Origin of the sequence: Pseudomonas sp. 13159349 (assembly GCF_013305685.1) — a bacterium.
Classification (GTDB): domain Bacteria; phylum Pseudomonadota; class Gammaproteobacteria; order Pseudomonadales; family Pseudomonadaceae; genus Aquipseudomonas; species Aquipseudomonas asiatica.
Window position 1 is genome coordinate 1,330,392 of the sequence record NZ_CP045553.1, and the last position, 18,932, is coordinate 1,349,323.

An 18,932-nucleotide genomic window follows, 5' to 3' on the forward strand; every position below is an offset into this window, starting at 1 on the left:
CCATTATCTCTGCTGCCTGTGCTGGCCCTTTCGCGGCTGAAGCCGCTCCTACAGGGACCGCGCCAGTCCCTGTGGGAGCAGCTTCAGCCGCGAAAGGGCCAGCACAGGCAAAAGAAAGCCCCGCTTCGATCGCGGGGCTTGTCAGTTCAGCTAGCCAGCCTTACTGCTGTACCTGGCTCACAGAGCGAGGTGCCACCGGCTGGTTGTCGTTGGAGATGGTCACCTCCACCCGGCGGTTCTGCGCACGCCCCGAATTGCTCGAGTTGTCCGCTACCGGGTACTCCTTGCCATAGCCCTGGGCGACGATGCGCGCTGGGTCGACGCCAGCACGTACCAGTGCCATGCGTACACTGTTGGCGCGGCGCTCCGACAGGCCCTGGTTGTAGTTGGCCGAGCCGACGCTGTCGGTGTAACCCTCGACGATCACCTTGCGTTCCGGGTTTTCCTGGAGGAATTGCGCCAGCTTGGTGACGTTCGGGTAGGCGTTGCTCTTGAGTTCGGCCTTGTTGAAGTCGAACAGCACGTCTCCGAAGGTGACCAGCGTGCCGCGGTCGGTCTGCTTGGCGTTGAGGCTGTCCTGCAGCTTGGCGATCTGTGCGTCGCGTGCGTCAAGCTTGGCCTGGGCGCGCTGGGCCGAAGCGTTCTTCAGTTCGCTTTCGGCAGTGCGCAGGGCGATGGTCTGCTTGGCCACTTCGACGCGCTGGTTGGTCAGGTAGGCCAATTGGTCGACCTTCTTCTCGTCTTCACGGTCCATGTAGGCCTTGTCGGCCTTGTTCAGCCAGTCCTGGGCGTCCTTGGTCTCCAGCGCCGCAACCTTGCTCGATTGCGGGTCGCTCTGCAGCGAGGAGAAGTTGGTGCGGGCCGATTCGAGGTTGGCGTTAGGGTCGTGCGAGCAGGCGGCAAGGCCGACGCTCAGGGCCAGCAGGGCGGGAATCATGACGTAGTTGCGCATAGTGTTCATCCTTTGATCGTGTGCGAAGACCGAGGTGGGCAGGGCAGGGCTCACTGAGCGCTGCGCAGGCCTTCCTCACGTACGTCCTGAACGCCCTGGCGGGCATCCTGCACGGCCTTCTGGGCCTTGGCCGCCTGGGCCTTGCGTTCGGCGAGGCGGGCGTCCCACTCGGCCTGTTCGGCCAGGCGCCTGGCGTCGTCGTACTTCTTGTCATGCATGGCGATCTCGGCCTGCTTGAACTTGTCCTGTGCCGCTTTCATTTCAACGGCGGCGAACTCGGTGCCGCCAGCGCTGACGGCGGAGTTCACGGCGGACTGGGTGACTGCATACTGCTCGGTGGGCGGGTTGCCGGCACAGCCAGCCAGGACCAGGCTGCTGCCCAAGGCCAGCGCTGCCAGCTTGAACCCGCGCACATGAGTGGATGAGGGTTTGTAGATGCGGGTGTTCTTGGTGGTCAGTTCCATTGGATCACTCCTGTTTACGACATTGTCCGTAGCAGTCCATCGCTCGTTCCCTGACACGTGCGCGCGCTTCAGCTCAACGGTGCACAACGGCAGGTGTGCAGGGTTTTAGCGTGATGGCTATCGGCTGTGACTGACGCATTTTTCGGATAGTTCAGAAAAATTTGATCCTGTCTGGGGTTTGTGGCGTCTGGGAGATCGAGCGCCGCCCCCGCGGCGCTTGATCTCACAGGCGCTGCAAACCCCACGTCCTACCCATTAGCTATTCGCTATCGGCCCCAGGGTTGCTCAGGGCGTGCAGATGCTGTCGCGACAGTGACAGAAAGCGCGGAGTAGGGCCGATGTCCTCGTACAGCGGGTCGCCTTCCTCGTCGGTGGCAATGACCTGGCGGCCTTGCACATAGGGGAAGCTGGCCTCCAGTTCCTCGAGGGCTGCCGCGACCAGCTCTCCGAGCAGTTCCTCGGCGGTGCGCTTGGGGTACATGTCGATCAGCGCGGCCAGGCGCGCTTCGGACTCAAGGTCCAGATGCAGGACATGGCCCGTGGGGCTGAGGGTACCGGCGGCATTCTGTTCCCAGTGCTGGGCGAGTTCACGGATTTTCATGCTGACCTCTGTTGACGCCTGAAAGGGCTGCAATGCATGGGAGTGTCGTGCTTTCACTTTAGTTTGCTTTGGCCGATCACGGCTTGCCATCGGCGCCTGGCTGTGGGCACTCTTGGAGCGAATACCGCGCTCCCACAGGGGATCGCGTAAAGGCTGAAAAAGGGATGCAATGCGCCAGAGCCGCGCCGGAGAGAGGGCCAATGACCGATATCGATGTGCGTTTGCGTGAAGATGTCCATGTGTTGGGTGAACTGCTTGGCGATACCATTCGCCTGCAGCATGGCGAGGCGTTCCTGCAGAAGATCGAGGACATCCGTCACAGTGCCAAGGCCGACCGCCGTAGCGCCGGCGAGCAACTGAGCTCGACCCTGGCGGACCTGGCCGATGAAGACTTGCTGCCCGTGGCCAGGGCCTTCAACCAGTTCCTCAACCTGGCCAACATGGCCGAGCAGTACCAGTTGATCCGCCGCCGCGACGCCGACCAGCCCGAGCCGTTCGAGGCCCGGGTGCTGCCCGAGCTGCTGGCGCGCCTGAAGCAGGCCGGGCACAGCAATGATGCCCTGGCCCGGCAATTGGCCAAGCTCGACATCCAGCTGGTGCTCACTGCGCACCCCACCGAAGTGGCTCGCCGCACCCTGATCCAGAAGTACGACGCCATCGCCGGCCAACTGGCTGCCCAGGACTACCGCGACCTGACCCCGGGGGAACGCCAGCAGGTGCGCGAGCGCTTGCGCCGGCTGATCGCCGAGGCCTGGCACACCGAAGAAATCCGCCGTACCCGACCGACGCCGGTGGACGAAGCCAAGTGGGGCTTTGCGGTAATCGAGCATTCGCTGTGGCACGCCATCCCCAGCCACTTGCGCAAGGTCGACAAGGCCCTGCTGGAGGCTACCGGCCTGCGCTTGCCGCTGGAGGCGGCGCCGATCCGCTTCGCCTCGTGGATGGGCGGTGACCGTGATGGCAACCCCAACGTGACCGCAGCGGTCACCCGCGAAGTCCTGCTGCTGGCGCGCTGGATGGCTGCCGACCTGTTCCTGCGCGACATCGATGCGCTGGCTTCCGAGTTGTCCATGCAGCAGGCCGACGATGCGCTGCGTGAGCAGGTCGGCGACAGTCCCGAACCCTACCGCTCCCTGCTCAAGCAACTGCGCGATCGCCTGCGAGCAACGCGCGCGTGGGCGCATTCGGCATTGACCAGCAGCCAGCCGGCCAGCGCCGAGGTGCTGGTGGACAACCGCGACCTGATCGCGCCGCTGGAGCTGTGCTACCAGTCCCTGCACGCCTGCGGCATGGGTGTGATCGCCGAAGGCCCGTTGCTCGACTGCCTGCGCCGCGCCGTGACCTTTGGCCTGTTCCTGGGCCGCCTGGACGTGCGCCAGGACGCCGCTCGCCACCGTGATGCGTTGAGCGAGATTACCGACTACCTGGGCTTGGGGCGTTATGCCGACTGGGATGAAGAGCAGCGCATTGAGTTCCTACAGGCCGAGCTGAAAAACCGCCGGCCACTGCTGCCCGCGCATTTCAAGCCGCAGGCCGAAACCGCCGAGGTGCTTGCCACCTGCCGGGAAATTGCCGCCGCGCCAGCCGCATCGCTGGGCTCTTACGTGATCTCCATGGCCGGTGCCGCCTCGGATGTGCTGGCGGTGCAGCTGCTGTTGAAGGAGGCCGGCCTGACGCGGCCCATGCGCGTGGTGCCGCTGTTCGAGACCCTGGCCGACCTCGACAATGCTGGCCCGGTGATGCAACGCCTGCTTGGCCTGCCAGGCTACCGAGCGAACCTGCGCGGCCCGCAGGAAGTGATGATCGGCTATTCCGACTCGGCCAAGGACGCTGGTACCACGGCAGCAGCCTGGGCGCAGTACCGGGCCCAGGAAAACCTGGTGCGCATCTGCGCCGAGCACCAGGTCGAATTGCTGCTGTTCCACGGCCGTGGCGGCACGGTGGGCCGCGGCGGTGGCCCGGCCCACGCGGCGATCCTGTCGCAGCCACCGGGTTCGGTGGCGGGGCGCTTCCGCACCACCGAGCAGGGCGAGATGATCCGCTTCAAGTTCGGCTTGCCGGGTATCGCCGAGCAGAACCTGAACCTGTACCTGGCTGCGGTGCTGGAAGCCACCTTGTTGCCACCGCCACCACCGCAGCCGGCCTGGCGCGAGGTGATGGACCAGCTTGCCGCCGATGGCGTCAAGGCCTACCGCGGCGTGGTGCGGGAGAACCCCGATTTTGTCGAGTACTTCCGCCAGTCGACCCCGGAGCAGGAACTGGGGCGCCTGCCGCTGGGCAGCCGACCGGCCAAGCGCCGCGCCGGTGGCATCGAAAGCCTGCGGGCCATCCCGTGGATCTTCGGCTGGACCCAGACCCGCCTGATGCTGCCAGCCTGGCTTGGTTGGGAAACGGCATTGAACAATGCCCTGGCCCGTGGCCAGGGTGAACTGCTGGCGCAGATGCGCGAGCAATGGCCGTTCTTCCGCACCCGCATCGACATGCTCGAGATGGTGCTGGCCAAGGCCGATGCGCAGATCGCCGAGGCCTACGACGAACGTCTAGTGCAACCGCACCTGCTGCCTTTGGGTGCGCACCTGCGCGACCTATTGTCGCAGTCGTGCCAGGTGGTACTGGGCCTTACCGGGCAGCCGGTGCTACTGGCGCACAGCCCCGAGACGCTGGAATTCATCAGCCTGCGCAATACCTACCTGGACCCGTTGCACCGCCTGCAGGCCGAGTTGCTGGCCCGCTCGCGCAGCCGCGAAGCCGCTCTGGACAGCCCGTTGGAGCAGGCCTTGCTGGTGACTGTGGCGGGTATTGCAGCCGGCCTGCGCAACACCGGCTGAGGGTAGGCCCGGGGCGCACAGGGCAGGTGCCGTGCGGGGGATGCAAGTGGGCGAAGAGGGTGGTTGCGCCGGGCGCAACCGCCTGCCAGGCCAGCCGTAGGTGGCGCAATCCTGCAACTTTGGGACGCTTGTCTGGCTGCCGGGCGCTGTGTATCTTGAGCAGCCTTCTGACCGATTTATGGTCATACCCGATTTTCCGGACTTGGCCCTGGTCGCCGAATCCATTGAATTTCATAACAAAATTTGAGGAGCACGAGATGCGCGTAATTCTGCTGGGAGCTCCCGGGGCCGGTAAAGGTACTCAGGCAAAGTTCATCACCGAAAAGTTCGGTATCCCCCAGATCTCCACCGGTGACATGCTGCGTGCCGCCGTCAAGGCCGGTACCCCGCTGGGCCTGGAACTGAAGAAAGTCATGGATGCCGGCCAGCTGGTCTCCGACGAGTTGATCATCAGCCTGGTCAAGGAGCGCATCGCCCAGCCTGATTGCGCCAAGGGCTGCCTGTTCGACGGCTTCCCACGCACCATCCCGCAAGCCGAAGCCATGGTCGCTGCCGGTGTCGATATCGACGCCGTGGTCGAAATCGCCGTGGACGACGAGGAAATCGTCGGCCGCATGGCTGGCCGCCGCGTGCACCTGGCTTCGGGCCGCACCTACCACATTCAGTACAACCCGCCGAAAGTGGAAGGCAAGGACGACGAGACTGGTGAAGACCTGATCCAGCGTGATGACGACAAGGAAGAGACCGTTCGCCATCGCCTGTCGGTTTACCACAGCCAGACCAAGCCGCTGGTGGACTTCTACCAGAAGCTGTCGGCGGCCAATGCCGGCAAGCCGAAGTACAGCCACATCGAAGGCGTCGGCTCGGTCGAAGCCATCACCGCCAAGGTCCTGGCAGCCCTGAGCTGATCCAGCGCCTGACGCACCTCGACAACGGCCCGCTTGCGGGCCGTTGTCGTTTTTGGCCCTGTTGCCACATGCGATCCCTGTAGGAGCGGCCTTGTGTCGCGATGGGGCGCGCAGCGGCCCCAAAAAACTTAGCTTCGCCGCGAAAATTGCAGGGGCCGCTTTGCGGCCCATCGCGACACAAGGCCGCTCCTACAGGGACGGCGCCAGCCGAGCGGGCAATGGCCGCACAGCGGCCCCTTGCGGACACAACGCCGCGGCTGCTCTATACTGCCGCTCTTTTCCCCCTAGTACCTGGATACCCGTTCGATGACCACCCTGCTGGCCCTGGATACCGCTACCGAAGCCTGTTCCGTCGCACTGCTGCATGACGGCAAGGTAACCAGCCATTACGAGGTGATCCCGCGCATGCATGCCCAGAAGCTGCTGCCGATGATCAAGCAGCTGCTGGCCGAATCCGGCGTGGCGCTGAATGCGCTGGATGCCATCGCCTTTGGCCGTGGCCCGGGCGCTTTCACCGGCGTGCGCATTGCCATCGGGGTGGTCCAGGGCCTGGCCTTCGCACTGGAGCGCCCGGTTTTGCCGGTGTCCAACCTGGCCGCACTGGCCCAGGGCGCGCTGCGTGAACACGGTGTACAGCAAGTGGCGGCCGCCATTGATGCGCGCATGGATGAAGTGTATTGGGGCTGCTACCAGGCCGCCGAAGGTGAAATGCGCCTGGTCGGCCAGGAGGCAGTGCTGCCGCCCGAGCAGGTGGCGCTGCCGGTGGGCAGCGCTGGCGAGTGGTTCGGCGCCGGTACCGGTTGGGGCTATGCCGAGCGCCTGGCGGTGCAGGTGGCCGCCAGCAATGCCAGTGCCTTGCCCAACGCCCTTGACATCCTCAGCCTGGCCAGCTTTGCCTGGGCACGCGGCGAGGCGATCGTTGCCGAACAGGCGCAACCGGTCTACCTGCGCGATAATGTAGCGACACCCAAGAAGCGCTGAGTGTTGTTCGTCGGTTATCGCCGATGACACTAAAACCTTTTGCGCGATCTGTGGTCCAGTTATCACTCGAGCATTAGCGATGGAACCCTGATGCTGCTAGATTGCCATCATTGGTTCTGAGTGCTCATGCCATGCGTATCGACGGTTTCTCATCACAGTCCTATCCGATCAAGCGCACGCCGCGCAAGGCAGCTGTGCGTGACGAGGCCATCGATGATGCCGAGGTGATCGAGGAGGTCGAGACCGCCCCTCAGGAAACCACCGCTCGCCGCCGCAGTGGTGGCCTGCCAGCACGCCAGCAGGACATGATCTTCCCCCGCGCCCGTGACCGCCGCACCGCTACCGCATTGGCCAGCTACCTGAGCACTGCCGGTTTTACCGACTGGGACATGGAAGTACTGGGGCTCGACCTGTACATTTAGTGGATGAGTCCATCACCACTGCCTTATTTTCTCGGTTGCCCGTCATGGAGCGAAAACGCCTGGCGCGACTACCTGTATCCCGCCGACGCCAACAGCGGTGAAATGCTCGGCTACTACAGCCAGGTGTTCAACGCCGTCGAGGGCAATACCACTTTCTACGCACGCCCCGCACCAGGCACTATTGCGCGCTGGGCGCAGATCATGCCCGAACACTTTCGCTTCACTGCCAAGTTCCCCCGGGACATCAGCCATGAAGGCGACCTGCGTGATCAGCTGGAACCGGCCTCTGACTTCACCCGCCTGATGGCCCCGTTGGGCCAGCGCGTAGCGCCATACTGGCTGCAGTTGCCGGCCCAGTTCAGCCCAGCACGGCTGGGCGAGCTTTGCCACTTCCTTGACGAAGTCGGAGTGCCGGTGGCCGTGGAGGTGCGTAACCAGGCTTTCTTCGCCAAGGGTGAAGAAGAGCGGTTGCTCAACCGCCTGCTGCATGAGCGCGGTGTGGAGCGTATCTGCCTGGACCCGCGCGCCTTGTTCAGCTGCACCTCTCGTGAACCTGCCGTGCTGCATGCGCAGGCGAAGAAGCCCAAAGTACCGCCTCGCCCGGCAGCCTTCACCCAGCACCCGCAGGTGCGCTTCATCGGCCACCCGCAGCTGGAGGCCAACGAGGCCTTTCTTACCCCCTGGGTGGACAAGGTCGCCGCCTGGATCGAGGAAGGCCGCAACCCCTACATCTTCCTGCACACCTCGGACAACCGATTGGCCGCGGCATTGGCCCAGCGCTTTCATCAACGCCTGATGCAGCGCCTGCCGGGCCTTGCCGCGTTGCCGGAATTGCCGCGCACCCCCGCGGTCGAACAATTGGGGCTACTCTGACCTTCCCCTGACTGCCGGAGGTTGAACCATGGATGTGCAAACCCTGCGAGCCGAAGCCTTCAAGGCCCTGCACGAGCGTGACAGCGCCTTCGTCATCCCCAACCCGTGGGATGCCGGCTCGGCCAAGTTGCTGGCCAGCCTGGGCTTCGAGGCGCTGGCCACCACCAGTGCAGGCCTGGCTTTCAGCCTGGGCCGTCCGGACGCCGAAGGCGCCTTGAGCCTGGACGATACCCTTGATAATGCCGGGGAGATCGTCGATGCCACCCCGCTGCCGGTGGCTGCCGACTTGGAGAACGGCTTTGGTGACCTGCCCGAAGATTGTGCCCAGACCATCCTGCGCGCTGCCGAGGCTGGCCTGGTAGGCGGTTCCATCGAAGATGCCAGTGGCCGCAGTGAAGCGCCCATCTACGACTCCGGGCTGGCCGTGGAGCGCATTCGTGCAGCTGTGCAGGCAGCGCGTAGCCTGTCGTTCCCGTTCACCCTGTGCGCCCGGGCAGAGAACCTGCTGCACGGGCGCATGGACCTGGACGACACCATCCTGCGCCTGCAGGCCTATGCCGAGGCCGGTGCTGATGTGCTGTACGCGCCAGGGCTGCGGACTGTCGAGGAAATCCGCGCGGTGGTGCAGGCCCTCGCGCCGCGGCCGGTGAATGTGCTGATGGGCATGGCGGGCGTGCCGCTGAGCGTCAACCAGTTGCAGGACCTGGGTGTACGCCGCATCAGCGTCGGCTCGTCGCTTGCCCGTGCCGCGTTGGGGGCCTTCCACCGTGCCGCGCTGGAGATTCGCGATGAGGGCACCTTCGGCTATGGGGAGCAGGCGCTGCCATTCGCCAAACTCAACGACCTGTTCCGCCGCTGATGAGGGCCGTGCTGGCGTTGCTGGCCAGCCTGTCGCTGCTTGCGGGGCTGGCCTGGCACCTGGGTTGGCGGCTGCCCGCCGCGTGGAACCCGTGGGCGCCGCTCGACGTGCGTCAGCCCCCCAACCTGCTGACCCCGTACAAGTTGTCTCGCCTTCGCGATGACCCGACGCTGTGTCGCCTGGCACTTCAAACCAGCCAGCTGCGCTACCGGGCACAAGCCGACAGTTCGGCTACTGCCAACTGCCCATTGCGGAACGTATGGCGTATCGACGGTGGTCAGGCGCGGCTCGGCGGCAGCTTCCTGGCCAGTTGTCCGTTGGCAGTGGCGTATGCACTGTTCGAAAACCATGGGCTGCAGCCTGTGGCGCAACGGGTGTTGGGGCAGCCGGTGGTTCAGATCGACCACCTGGGCAGTTTTGCCTGCCGCAATGTCTACCACCGCAAGCAGGGCCGGCTGAGCCAGCACGCCACGGCCGATGCCCTGGACATCAGTGGCTTTCGCCTGCGGGACGGCCAGCGCATCGTCCTTGCGCGGGACTGGCAGGCGGGCGGGCAGAAAGCGGAATTCCTTCGTCAGGTGCAGCGGGCGGCCTGTGACAGCTTCAGCACGGTACTGGGGCCGGACTACAACGCTGCACACCACAACCACTTTCATATGGACATGGGCCGCTGGCAGATCTGTCGCTGAGCGTGGGCGCGTTCAGGCGTGGGCGCGCACATTGTTAAGCACCACCGGGCGTGCCCAGTGGATGTCGAACTCCAGGTCGTTCTGTTGCTTGGCCAGGGTGGCGTCATCGAACGGTTCGCGCGCCGGGTCCAGCAGGTTGGTCTCGAACTCGGCGATCGGCAGGAACAGCGAGCGCGGAGCAGGGCCGGGGCCGGGCTCGGCAATCGGGTGACCTTGGCTCATCACCACCGGGCGTAGCCAGCTGTTGCTGATATCGAGCTGGCGCTGCTGCTCGATCAGCTCGACTGCGCTAAACGGCTCGGGGGCGGGCGGCAGCAGGTTGGCTTCGAGTTCTGCCTTGGGCAGGAACAGTGGCTCGGGCGGTGCCACGATGGTGTCATGCACCGGGCAGGCACGCTGGGCGTCGATCAGGGCTAGCGCCCGGGCGCCGCCGATCGGCTCGCCACTGCTCTGGTCGTATTGCACGAACGACTGGCTGACGCTGTCTACCGGCTCTTCCTGCTGCTCGGCCATGGCCCGGGCAAAGAAATCCTGCCACAGGTGGCTGACGCCCCCGAGTGCCTGGGTGTTGTGCTGACTGTAGTTGCCGACAGGCGACAGGTAGGTCAAGCCGATGGGAAGAGTATCTGACATGGCAGTCGCGCGCGTTGTGCTCTGGCAGAATAGCGGGATATTGCCTGTATCGGCCGAAGTAGCCGATACATTAACGGCTGGGTTCAATTTCTAGGTGTGAATGATGGAAGAGCAGGGCACAGGTATCCGGGTCGAGGCGTTGTCGGCTGAATTCGAGGCGCAAGCTGCTGCGTGGGCCGAGCGCCTTGAGCTGCCGCTGCAGGACGATGCTGCCGGGTTCGCCGTGCAGGTGGGCGTTGATGGCTTGCAGATCCAGCAATTGGGCCCGCAGGCCCCGGGGCCGGTGCGGGTGGACTTTGTCGAAGGCCAGGCCGCGCACCGGCGCATGTTCGGTGGTGGCAACGGGCAGATGATCGCCAAGGCGGTGGGCATTGCCCAAGGCGTGCGTCCGCAGGTACTGGATGCCACTGCCGGGCTGGGCAAGGACGCGTTCGTGCTGGCCAGCCTGGGCTGCCAGATGACCCTGATCGAGCGCCAGCCGCTGATTGCCGCGCTGCTGGAGGACGGCCTGGCGCGGGCCCGTGCGGATGAAGAGGTGGGGCCGATCGTGGGGCGCATGCGCCTGCTGACCGGCAACGCCATCGAGCGCATGCGCGCCTGGGAAGGCGAGGCGCCACAGGTGATCTACCTCGACCCGATGTTCCCGCACCGGGACAAGAGTGCGCTGGTGAAGAAGGAAATGCGTGTGTTCCGCCCGCTGGTCGGTGATGACCTGGATGCCCCGGCCCTGCTCGAAGCCGCCCTGGCGCTGGCCAGCCACCGGGTGGTGGTGAAGCGGCCGCGCAAGGCGCCGATCATCGACGGGCCGAAGCCGAGCCATAGCCTGGAGGGCAAGTCGAGTCGGTATGACATTTATCCGAAGAAAGCGTTGAGAGGCTGATCGCAACTGCGAGATCATCTTGTCAGTCTGGCCTCAATGCTAGTCCATGCGGATTTTTGCTACTTCCTTGTCGATGTAATTACCTGTGAAATCATCGAGATTTTTCGAACGTGGCCTTCTTCTGGGCCACGTAGACGACGGCTGATCTGGCCTGTTGTAGAAGGTAGAAGTGGTCGGGGCACCGTTGCTACTGTATTTGGCCTTAAATTCTTCAAATCTTTTTGTTACTTCTTCAAAACCTTTTGTTACATCTTCAGGGCTGATTTTTGCCGCGTCGACGTATCGTGTTCTGCCATTGAATTCGTCACGCGTAAGGCTCGTTAAAATGGATTCTTGGGAAGTGGCGTTGAGGATTCTATTTTTACCTATTGTTCTTACTTCGGGGGATTGGGATATTGCCTCCTTCATCCCTTTAACTTTTTGGGCTGCAAAGTGTCGTGTAAGTATTTTGTATTCTCGGGATGTCAAACTGGGGTTGTTCTCGTACAGGCGAAGAATGATGTTTTTTGCGCGGTATCCTCCGGTCACGAATTTTAGTATCGAAAACATACCGCTAGGATCCGATCTGTTAATGGGATCATTGGTACAGTAAGCGTAAGCATTGATTCCCCCTTTTTCGAATGGGGACAAGCTATCTGCACTGTGAAAGCGCATCAGTCCCACGTTGAACAAGCGATGGCCATTACCGAGCAGGTAACCGATGGCTGAGGGTAGCCAGGTTTGCCCGGTAAAGCGGGACAGTACCTGGTAAGAGGCCGGTAAACTGTCATTGCCATAAGGGCTGTAGGCAATGGCCGTTTGGCTTCCTGCATGGGCGGTAACTGTCGACGCTTGGGCATCGGTGGCCAAAAGCTGTGTTGGCGTGGTTTGGTTGGTCGTTTCGCACAGATTCTGGTGGTTGGCGCTGACGACTGTGAAATGAGCACTGCCTGAGTGCATTGTCGAGAGTTTGCTGCCCTTGTAAAAAAGTTTGAGTGTTTGCATGGACATGGTCGCGTTCTATTGCGGACGAGTACATGAGAGTCTGTCAGGAGGGGGGCTGGTCAGATACTGGCAAAAATGTCAGGTAGTGCGCCGGTTGGGGCGCAGTAACTGGCATACGGGGTTCTACAAAGTGACCGCGTATGCCAGAAGGTGCTTTCAGGGTAGGTAAGCTCGCAAGAATACCCCCACCACCTCGCGCACATGCGCTTCTGCCTCGTCACCTTCCAGCGGCCCGGCACACCCCAGCAGCAACCGATAATCCGGCGCGCCCTTGACCAGGCAGAAGAAGTGTTCGGCAGCTCGCAGCGGGTTTTCGATGCGCAGCAGCCCGCGCTCATGCGCCCCGCGCAGCAAAGCTTCCATCCCCGCCAGCACGCGCTTGGGCCCGGCTTCGTAGAAGTACTCGCCAAAGCTCGGGTCGAGGCTGCCCTGGGCCATGATCAGGCGGCTCAGTTTGACCGCTTCATCGCTGCTGATCAGCGCCTGGAAACCACGGGCAATGGTCAGCAGTACCTCTTCTACCGGCACACCGTCGGGGTACTCGAACAGCAGGTCGGGCAACTGGATCTGGCAGGTTGCCATGACCGCCGAGCCGAAAAGCGTCTGCTTGTCGGTGAAGTGGCTGTATACGGTGAGCTTTGAAACACCTGCCGCCGCAGCGACCGCATCCATGCTGGTGTTGGCGTAACCGAGGCTGAGGAAAAGGGCTTTGGCTGCTTCGAGAATTGCCTCGCGTTTGGCCAGGTCCTTGGGCCGGCCCGGGCCGATGGGTGCGTCGTTGGACATTGTGGTCTGCATCTGGTTGGAGAAACACCATCTTAACGGTTCAGGCGCCATCCGGCTAAAGCCTGCGGGGAAAACCTGTGTGGCGGTAAATTGACGAGATAATTTTAACGTGTGTAACTTCGCGCCATTCGTCGATTAGTTGACTTTTCGTCGCATGCAGGAGTGCCCTCATGGGGGCGCCCGATGAGCCCAAGACATTGATTTTCAGGGGCGGGACGGGGTGAGCATGGCTCCCATCCACAGGGGGCTTGAGGTGCTGCCTGCCGGCGCGAGGGACTGGCAGCAGGCAAGGTTCGCCTAGACTCCACCGAAGGGTCTGTAGGAAAAGGCTTACAAGGGGAGGACATGGAACGTTTTTCATGGGAGACAGTAGGAGCAGCCTTGTGCTGCGAAGAGGCCGGTACAAGCAATAGAGAGGCTTTGTCAGTACCGGCCTCTTCGCAGCACAAGGCTGCTCCTACAGAACCTCGCCGAACCAATGAGTCATGTTTTGTTATATGAGCCGGCTTGCCGTCGATGGGCCGCAAAGCGGCTCCACTTCGCTTAACTGACTGGCATTGCGCTGCGAGGGTGGTTTCCAGGGCACCCTCGCAGGTTTCACGTACGCAGTGTTTCAGGCGCTGCCGTTGAAGATGTCGCTGTTGAAGATATCGACCCCGACCAGGGTGATGGTCGTCGTCTGCCCGCCGGATTCGGCAATGGAGATCCCGGTGATCGAGTTCATCAAGGAAACCGAGACCTGGCCTACGACGTCAAATTGCAGTTCAGTGCGACGCTGACGGACAAAGATGGCGACTCGGCGAGTAGCACGTTCGACGCCAACCTGTTCGCCAACGAATCGGGCAACGCACCGTTCGACTTCACCCTGGTTGGCACGACTGGCCAGCGCGATGCCTTCAACGTCGACCTGTCGACCGATCAGCTCCTCTACCAGGTCAGCGGGTTCGATGCTGGCGCGGGGCAACGAGACACGCTGGTGCCCAATGGTGATCCGAACGCCGTCGTCCAGTCGATCGACAACACTGGCGCAGACAGCATCTGTAGCGAGGCTTCGGTCGGGTCGGGTACCCCGAGTCCTATGCCTTCGGCAACCTGATCGGAACCGGAAGTATCCTGCCGCAATATGGGTTCTGGGACAGTACGATCGGCGCCGACGGCCTGGGGGCTACCGGTCTGGCCTTTGAGGTCGACGGCGGCCCCGTTCTCGACGAGTACGCGGTTGTGATCCTGTGTGGTGGTGTACTCGATCTTACGTCATTGACGACGGTCGGGTTCGCGGTGGTGAACATCAGGAACAGGTTCTGGCCGGAGGGGGCGTTGGCCAGGCTGAATAACAGGTCCTGACTGGTGCCGATGAACACCTTGTTCAGCAGATTGAGCGCGTCGTCGGAGTTGCTCGTGTCCGGATGCTTCAGCGGTTGGTATTCCACCGTCCAGATCTTGCCGCCGCTGACGGGCGATCCGGTTTCTTCGATATAGCCCGCGAAGATGATCGCGCCTGTTGGCCCGCCAGCCCGGCCCAGCACGATGTTGTTGTCTGCAACGAGGTCGTTTCGTCCAGCGTCACGCTCACACCGGTCGCGGTGATGATCGGCGCGCTGTCTGTGAACGAGGCCGTGGCCCTCACCACTGCCGGTTGTCGAGGCCTGACCACAGGCCTCTGTAATAGACCTCCACTATGGCGAAGCGCCATGAGCTGCGCATCGGCTGATACTCCTAGGCGGACTGGGAGTATCGGACTATACGGCCCTGGCGCCGGGAGCCCGAAGGCGCACGGTCACATGCCGTTCAACGCACGCCTGCCGTATTCGGCTGCAACCTCTTCCCGGCATCCGTTGCCTGACTTAATATACTCTCCAGTACAAATATTGAATGTGCCCTCCGCGAAAGGATTCATCATGTTGCGCCATGCCTTGTTCATTGCTCTGTCTGCCGCTGCCGCGCTGTTGCTGGCGGCGTGCGGCCAGGAAGCCGCTCCACCGGCTGCGCCACGCCCGGCGCTGGTGGTGCAGCCGCAGCCGGCCGAAGCCGCTGCCGACAGTTACCCCGGCGAAGTGCGTGCACGCTTCGAGCCGGAACTGGCTTTCCGCATAGGCGGCAAGGTCAGCAAGCGCCTGGTCGAGGAGGGGCAGCGGGTAAAGGCCGACCAGCCGCTGGCCGAACTGGACCCGCAGGATGTGCGCCTGCAACTGGAGGCCAACCGTGCCCAGCTGGCAGCCGCCGAGGCCAACCTGTCGCTGGTGCGCGCCGAGCGCGATCGCTACCAGAAGCTGCTGGACCGGCAAATGGTCAGCCATTCCCAGTTCGATAACGCCGAAAATCTCTACCGTGCCGGCCTGGCCCGGCTGAAACAGGCCAAGGCCGAGTTCGACGTGGCTGGTAACCAGGCTGAATATGCTGTGCTGCGCGCCCCGCAGGCCGGGGTGATCGCCAAGCGCCAGGTGGAAGTGGGCCAGGTGGTCGGCGCAGGGCAGACCGTGTTCACCCTGGCCGCAGATGGCGAGCGGGAAGTCGCCATCGGCCTGCCGGAGCAGCAGTTCGCCCGCTTTGCCGTGGGCCAGCCGGTGAGCGTGGAGCTATGGTCGCACCCGCAGGAGCGCTTCCAGGGGCGTATCCGCGAGCTGTCACCGGCTGCCGACCCACGTTCGCGCACTTTCGCTGCCCGTATTGCCTTTACCTCGGCCGCCACCCCGGCGGAGCTGGGCCAGAGCGCCCGGGTGTTCATCGCCCACGAAGGGCTGATCCCGCTGGCGGTGCCCCTGTCGGCAGTCACAGCGGAAAACGGCCAGGCCTACGTCTGGCGGGTCAACAAGGACAGCCGCCTGGAGCGGGCAGTGGTGCGCCTGGGGCCCTACGGCGCCGACAGCGTACCCGTGCTCGAAGGCCTCGCCCCCGGCGACTGGGTTGTCGCCGCGGGTGGCCATGTATTGCGCGAGGGCCAGGAGATACGCCCCGTGGACCGTACCAACCGCGTAGTGAACCTGACGGCCAAGGAGTAAGTCCCGATGGGTTTCAACCTTTCTGCCTGGGCGCTGCGCAACCGCCAGATCGTCCTGTTCCTGATGATCCTGCTGGCGGCCATTGGCGCCATGTCCTACACCAAGCTCGGCCAGAGTGAGGACCCGCCGTTCACCTTCAAGGCCATGGTCATTCGTACCCTGTGGCCCGGTGCCACCGCTGAGGAAGTGTCGCGTCAGGTCACCGAGCGCATCGAAAAAAAGCTGATGGAAACCGGCGAGTACGAGCGGATCGTCTCGTTCTCCCGCCCGGGCGAATCGCAGGTCACCTTCATGGCCCGCGACTCGCTGCATTCCAAGGACATCCCCGAGCTGTGGTACCAGATCCGCAAGAAGGTCGCGGACATCCGCCACACCTTGCCGCCGGAGATCCAGGGCCCGTTCTTCAATGACGAGTTCGGCACCACCTTCGGCAATATCTATGCACTGACCGGTGAGGGCTTCGACTACGCGGTGCTCAAGGACTATGCCGACCGTATCCAGATCCAGTTGCAGCGGGTCAAGGACGTGGGCAAGGTCGAGCTGATCGGGCTGCAGGACGAGAAAATCTGGATCGAGCTATCCAACGTCAAGCTGGCCACCCTCGGCGTGCCGCTGGAGGCCGTGCAGCAGGCCCTGCAGGAGCAGAATGCGGTCAGCACCGCCGGTTTCTTCGAAACGCCCAGCGAGCGCCTGCAACTGCGGGTGAGCGGGCGCTTCGACAGCGTCGAGCAGATCCGCCAGTTCCCCATCCGCATAGCTGAACGCACCTTCCGTATCGGCGATGTGGCCGAGGTGCACCGCGGCTTCAACGACCCGCCCGCACCGCGCATGCGTTTCATGGGCGAGGATGCCATTGGCCTGGCGGTTTCGATGAAGGACGGCGGCGACATCCTGGTGCTGGGCAAGGCATTGGAAAGCGAGTTCGAGCGCCTGGCACGCAGCCTGCCGGCCGGCATGGAACTGCGCAAGGTCTCGGACCAGCCGGCGGCGGTCAAGGCCGGCGTGGGCGAGTTTGTCCAGGTGCTGGTCGAGGCGTTGGTCATCGTGCTGCTGGTGAGTTTCTTCTCGTTGGGCCTGCGCACGGGGCTGGTGGTGGCGCTGGCCATCCCGTTGGTGCTGGCCATGACCTTCGCCGCCATGCACTACTTCGGTATCGGCCTGCACAAGATCTCCCTCGGCGCGCTGGTGCTGGCCTTGGGCTTGTTGGTCGATGATGCGATCATTGCCGTGGAGATGATGGCGATCAAGATGGAGCAGGGCTACGACCGCCTCAAGGCGGCCAGCTACGCCTGGAGCAGCACCGCGTTCCCGATGCTCACCGGCACCCTGATCACGGCGGCGGGCTTCCTGCCCATTGCCACGGCGGCCTCCAGTACGGGCGAGTACACCCGTTCGATTTTTCAGGTGGTGACCATTGCCTTGCTGACCTCCTGGGTGGCCGCCGTGGTATTCGTGCCTTACCTGGGCGAGCGCCTGCTGCCGGACCTGGCCAAGCTGCATGCCTCCCGTCATGGCAAGGACGGCCACGCGCCAGACCCTTACGCCACACCGTTCTACCAGCGTGTACGGCGTGTGGTGGAGTGGTGTGTGCGGCGGCGCAAGACGGTGATCCTGCTGACCATTGCCGCCTTTGTCGGCAGTATCCTGCTGTTCCGTTTCGTGCCCCAGCAGTTCTTCCCGGCCTCAGGGCGCCCGGAGTTGATGGTCGACCTGAAACTGGCCGAGGGTGCCTCGCTGGCCAACACCGCCGAGCGGGTCAAGCAACTGGAGGCGTTGCTCAAGCAGCAGGAAGGTATCGACAATTATGTGGCCTACGTGGGCACCGGTTCGCCGCGTTTCTACCTGCCACTGGACCAGCAGCTGCCGGCGGCCAGCTTCGCCCAGTTCGTGGTACTGGCCAAGTCGATGGAAGACCGCGAGCGCCTGCGCAGCTGGCTGATCAGCACCATGGACCAGCAGTTCCCCGACCTGCGTGCCCGGGTCACCCGCCTGGAAAACGGCCCGCCCGTGGGTTACCCGGTGCAGTTCCGGGTGACTGGCGAGCACATCGAGAAGGCCCGCGCGCTGGCCCGTGAAGTGGCCGACAAGGTGCGCCAGAACCCGCATGTGGTGAACGTGCACCTGGACTGGGAAGAGCCGAGCAAGGCGGTGTTCCTCGAGATCGACCAGGACCGCGCCCGCGCCTTGGGCGTGAGCACCGCTCACCTGTCGAGCTTCCTGCAAAGCTCGCTGACCGGCACCACGGTCAGCCAGTATCGCGAGGACAACGAGTTGATCGAGATCCTGCTGCGCGGCACCCGGCAGGAACGCAGCGAGCTTGGCAACCTCGGCAGCCTGGCACTGCCGACCGACAATGGCCAGAGCGTGGCGTTGTCGCAGGTCGCGACCCTGGAGTACGGCTTCGAGGAGGGCATCATCTGGCACCGTAACCGCTTGCCGACGGTGACCGTGCGCGCCGATATCTACGACAAGGAGCAGCCGGCGACGCTGGTGAAACAGATAGAACCGACCCTGCGTGACATTCGTGCCAAGCTGCCGGATGGATATTTGCTGGAAGTGGGCGGCACGGTCGAGGACTCCGAGCGCGGGCAGAAGTCGGTGAATGCCGGCATGCCGCTGTTCGTGGTGGTGGTGCTGAGCTTGCTGATGATCCAGCTGCGCAGCTTCTCGCGCACGGTGATGGTGTTCCTCACCGCGCCGCTGGGGCTGATTGGCGTGACCTTGTTCTTGCTGGTATTCCGCCAGCCGTTCGGCTTTGTCGCCATGCTTGGCACCATTGCCCTGGCGGGGATGATCATGCGCAACTCGGTGATCCTGGTGGACCAGATCGAGCAGGACATCGCGGCGGGGCTGGATCGCTGGCAAGCGATCATCGAAGCCACGGTGAGGCGCTTCCGCCCGATCGTGCTGACTGCTTTGGCGGCGGTGCTGGCGATGATCCCGTTGTCGCGCAGTGTGTTCTACGGGCCGATGGCGGTGGCGATCATGGGCGGGTTGATCGTGGCCACGGTGCTTACCCTGCTGTTCTTGCCGGCGTTGTATGCGGCTTGGTTCAGGGTGAAGAAAGCCTAGC

At 63.4% G+C, this 18,932-nt stretch carries 16 protein-coding genes and 2 pseudogenes; 11 read left to right on the plus strand and 7 right to left on the minus strand.

The features are described 5' to 3' along the window. Positions 1-160: 160 nt before the first annotated feature. The 3 genes from GEV38_RS06185 to GEV38_RS06195 form a co-directional block, all read right to left on the minus strand. Positions 161-952 (minus strand): OmpA family protein, encoded by a 792-nt coding sequence (locus GEV38_RS06185; RefSeq protein WP_015269164.1) that lies wholly within the window; start codon positions 950-952, stop codon positions 161-163. Positions 953-1,002: 50 nt separating this feature from the next. Then, positions 1,003-1,416, minus strand: a complete 414-nt coding sequence (locus tag GEV38_RS06190) for a DUF4398 domain-containing protein (RefSeq protein ID WP_003258911.1) — start codon at positions 1,414-1,416, stop codon at positions 1,003-1,005. A 259-nt stretch (positions 1,417-1,675) separates the two neighbouring features. After that, positions 1,676-2,017, minus strand: a complete 342-nt coding sequence (locus tag GEV38_RS06195) for a pilin assembly protein (protein ID WP_025337943.1) — start codon at positions 2,015-2,017, stop codon at positions 1,676-1,678. Between the two features lie 200 nt (positions 2,018-2,217). Between GEV38_RS06195 and ppc the strand changes: the two genes are divergently transcribed. The 7 genes from ppc to GEV38_RS06230 all read left to right on the plus strand — a co-directional run bounded on the left by ppc (position 2,218) and on the right by GEV38_RS06230 (position 9,577). After that, positions 2,218-4,845: a phosphoenolpyruvate carboxylase gene (ppc, locus tag GEV38_RS06200; RefSeq protein ID WP_054573218.1), complete on the plus strand. Its 2,628-nt coding sequence runs from the start codon at positions 2,218-2,220 to the stop codon at positions 4,843-4,845. 257 nt (positions 4,846-5,102) lie between these two features. Continuing rightward, positions 5,103-5,753 carry an adenylate kinase gene (adk, locus tag GEV38_RS06205; protein WP_003259830.1) on the plus strand — a complete coding sequence of 217 codons (651 nt, stop codon included), beginning with the start codon at positions 5,103-5,105 and terminating at the stop codon, positions 5,751-5,753. A gap of 306 nt (positions 5,754-6,059) precedes the next feature. Beyond that, positions 6,060-6,734 carry a tRNA (adenosine(37)-N6)-threonylcarbamoyltransferase complex dimerization subunit type 1 TsaB gene (gene tsaB / locus GEV38_RS06210; RefSeq protein WP_015269167.1) on the plus strand — a complete coding sequence of 225 codons (675 nt, stop codon included), beginning with the start codon at positions 6,060-6,062 and terminating at the stop codon, positions 6,732-6,734. Positions 6,735-6,865: 131 nt separating this feature from the next. Beyond that, positions 6,866-7,156 (plus strand): hypothetical protein, encoded by a 291-nt coding sequence (locus GEV38_RS06215; protein WP_003259832.1) that lies wholly within the window; start codon positions 6,866-6,868, stop codon positions 7,154-7,156. A gap of 3 nt (positions 7,157-7,159) precedes the next feature. Then, positions 7,160-8,029 carry a DUF72 domain-containing protein gene (locus tag GEV38_RS06220; protein ID WP_015269168.1) on the plus strand — a complete coding sequence of 290 codons (870 nt, stop codon included), beginning with the start codon at positions 7,160-7,162 and terminating at the stop codon, positions 8,027-8,029. Between the two features lie 28 nt (positions 8,030-8,057). Next, positions 8,058-8,888 carry an oxaloacetate decarboxylase gene (locus GEV38_RS06225; protein ID WP_015269169.1) on the plus strand — a complete coding sequence of 277 codons (831 nt, stop codon included), beginning with the start codon at positions 8,058-8,060 and terminating at the stop codon, positions 8,886-8,888. After that, a complete protein-coding gene (locus GEV38_RS06230) occupies positions 8,888-9,577 on the plus strand; it encodes an extensin family protein (protein ID WP_015269170.1) in 690 nt (229 codons plus the stop codon). Before GEV38_RS06225 ends, GEV38_RS06230 begins: the two co-directional genes overlap by 1 nt. 12 nt (positions 9,578-9,589) lie before the next feature. Here the strand turns inward: GEV38_RS06230 and GEV38_RS06235 are convergent, their stop codons facing one another. Next, positions 9,590-10,210: a hypothetical protein gene (locus GEV38_RS06235; protein WP_054573219.1), complete on the minus strand. Its 621-nt coding sequence runs from the start codon at positions 10,208-10,210 to the stop codon at positions 9,590-9,592. Between the two features lie 103 nt (positions 10,211-10,313). Between GEV38_RS06235 and GEV38_RS06240 the strand changes: the two genes are divergently transcribed. Beyond that, entirely contained in the window at positions 10,314-11,090 is a 777-nt protein-coding gene (locus GEV38_RS06240; RefSeq protein ID WP_015269172.1) for a class I SAM-dependent methyltransferase, read from the plus strand. Between the two features lie 39 nt (positions 11,091-11,129). Here GEV38_RS06240 and GEV38_RS06245 read toward each other — a convergent pair whose 3' ends face one another. Then, a complete protein-coding gene (locus GEV38_RS06245) occupies positions 11,130-12,080 on the minus strand; it encodes an RHS repeat-associated core domain-containing protein (protein ID WP_173895614.1) in 951 nt (316 codons plus the stop codon). Positions 12,081-12,230: 150 nt separating this feature from the next. Beyond that, positions 12,231-12,872 carry a TetR/AcrR family transcriptional regulator gene (locus tag GEV38_RS06250; RefSeq protein WP_015269174.1) on the minus strand — a complete coding sequence of 214 codons (642 nt, stop codon included), beginning with the start codon at positions 12,870-12,872 and terminating at the stop codon, positions 12,231-12,233. Positions 12,873-13,558: 686 nt separating this feature from the next. Between GEV38_RS06250 and GEV38_RS06255 the strand changes: the two are divergent. Continuing rightward, positions 13,559-13,956: pseudogene (locus GEV38_RS06255) on the plus strand (hypothetical protein); the annotation flags it as partial. 157 nt (positions 13,957-14,113) lie between these two features. Here GEV38_RS06255 and GEV38_RS06260 read toward each other — a convergent pair. Next, positions 14,114-14,398: pseudogene (locus GEV38_RS06260) on the minus strand (hypothetical protein); the annotation flags it as partial. Between the two features lie 360 nt (positions 14,399-14,758). Here GEV38_RS06260 and GEV38_RS06265 point away from each other — a divergent pair. Together GEV38_RS06265 and GEV38_RS06270 are read left to right on the plus strand one after the other, a co-directional pair. After that, positions 14,759-15,859 (plus strand): efflux RND transporter periplasmic adaptor subunit, encoded by a 1,101-nt coding sequence (locus GEV38_RS06265; RefSeq protein WP_015269177.1) that lies wholly within the window; start codon positions 14,759-14,761, stop codon positions 15,857-15,859. Positions 15,860-15,865: 6 nt separating this feature from the next. Further along, the gene (locus GEV38_RS06270) at positions 15,866-18,931 is read left to right on the plus strand and encodes an efflux RND transporter permease subunit (RefSeq protein ID WP_015269178.1); all 3,066 of its coding nucleotides are present in this window, start codon (positions 15,866-15,868) and stop codon (positions 18,929-18,931) included. Position 18,932 lies beyond the last annotated feature (1 nt).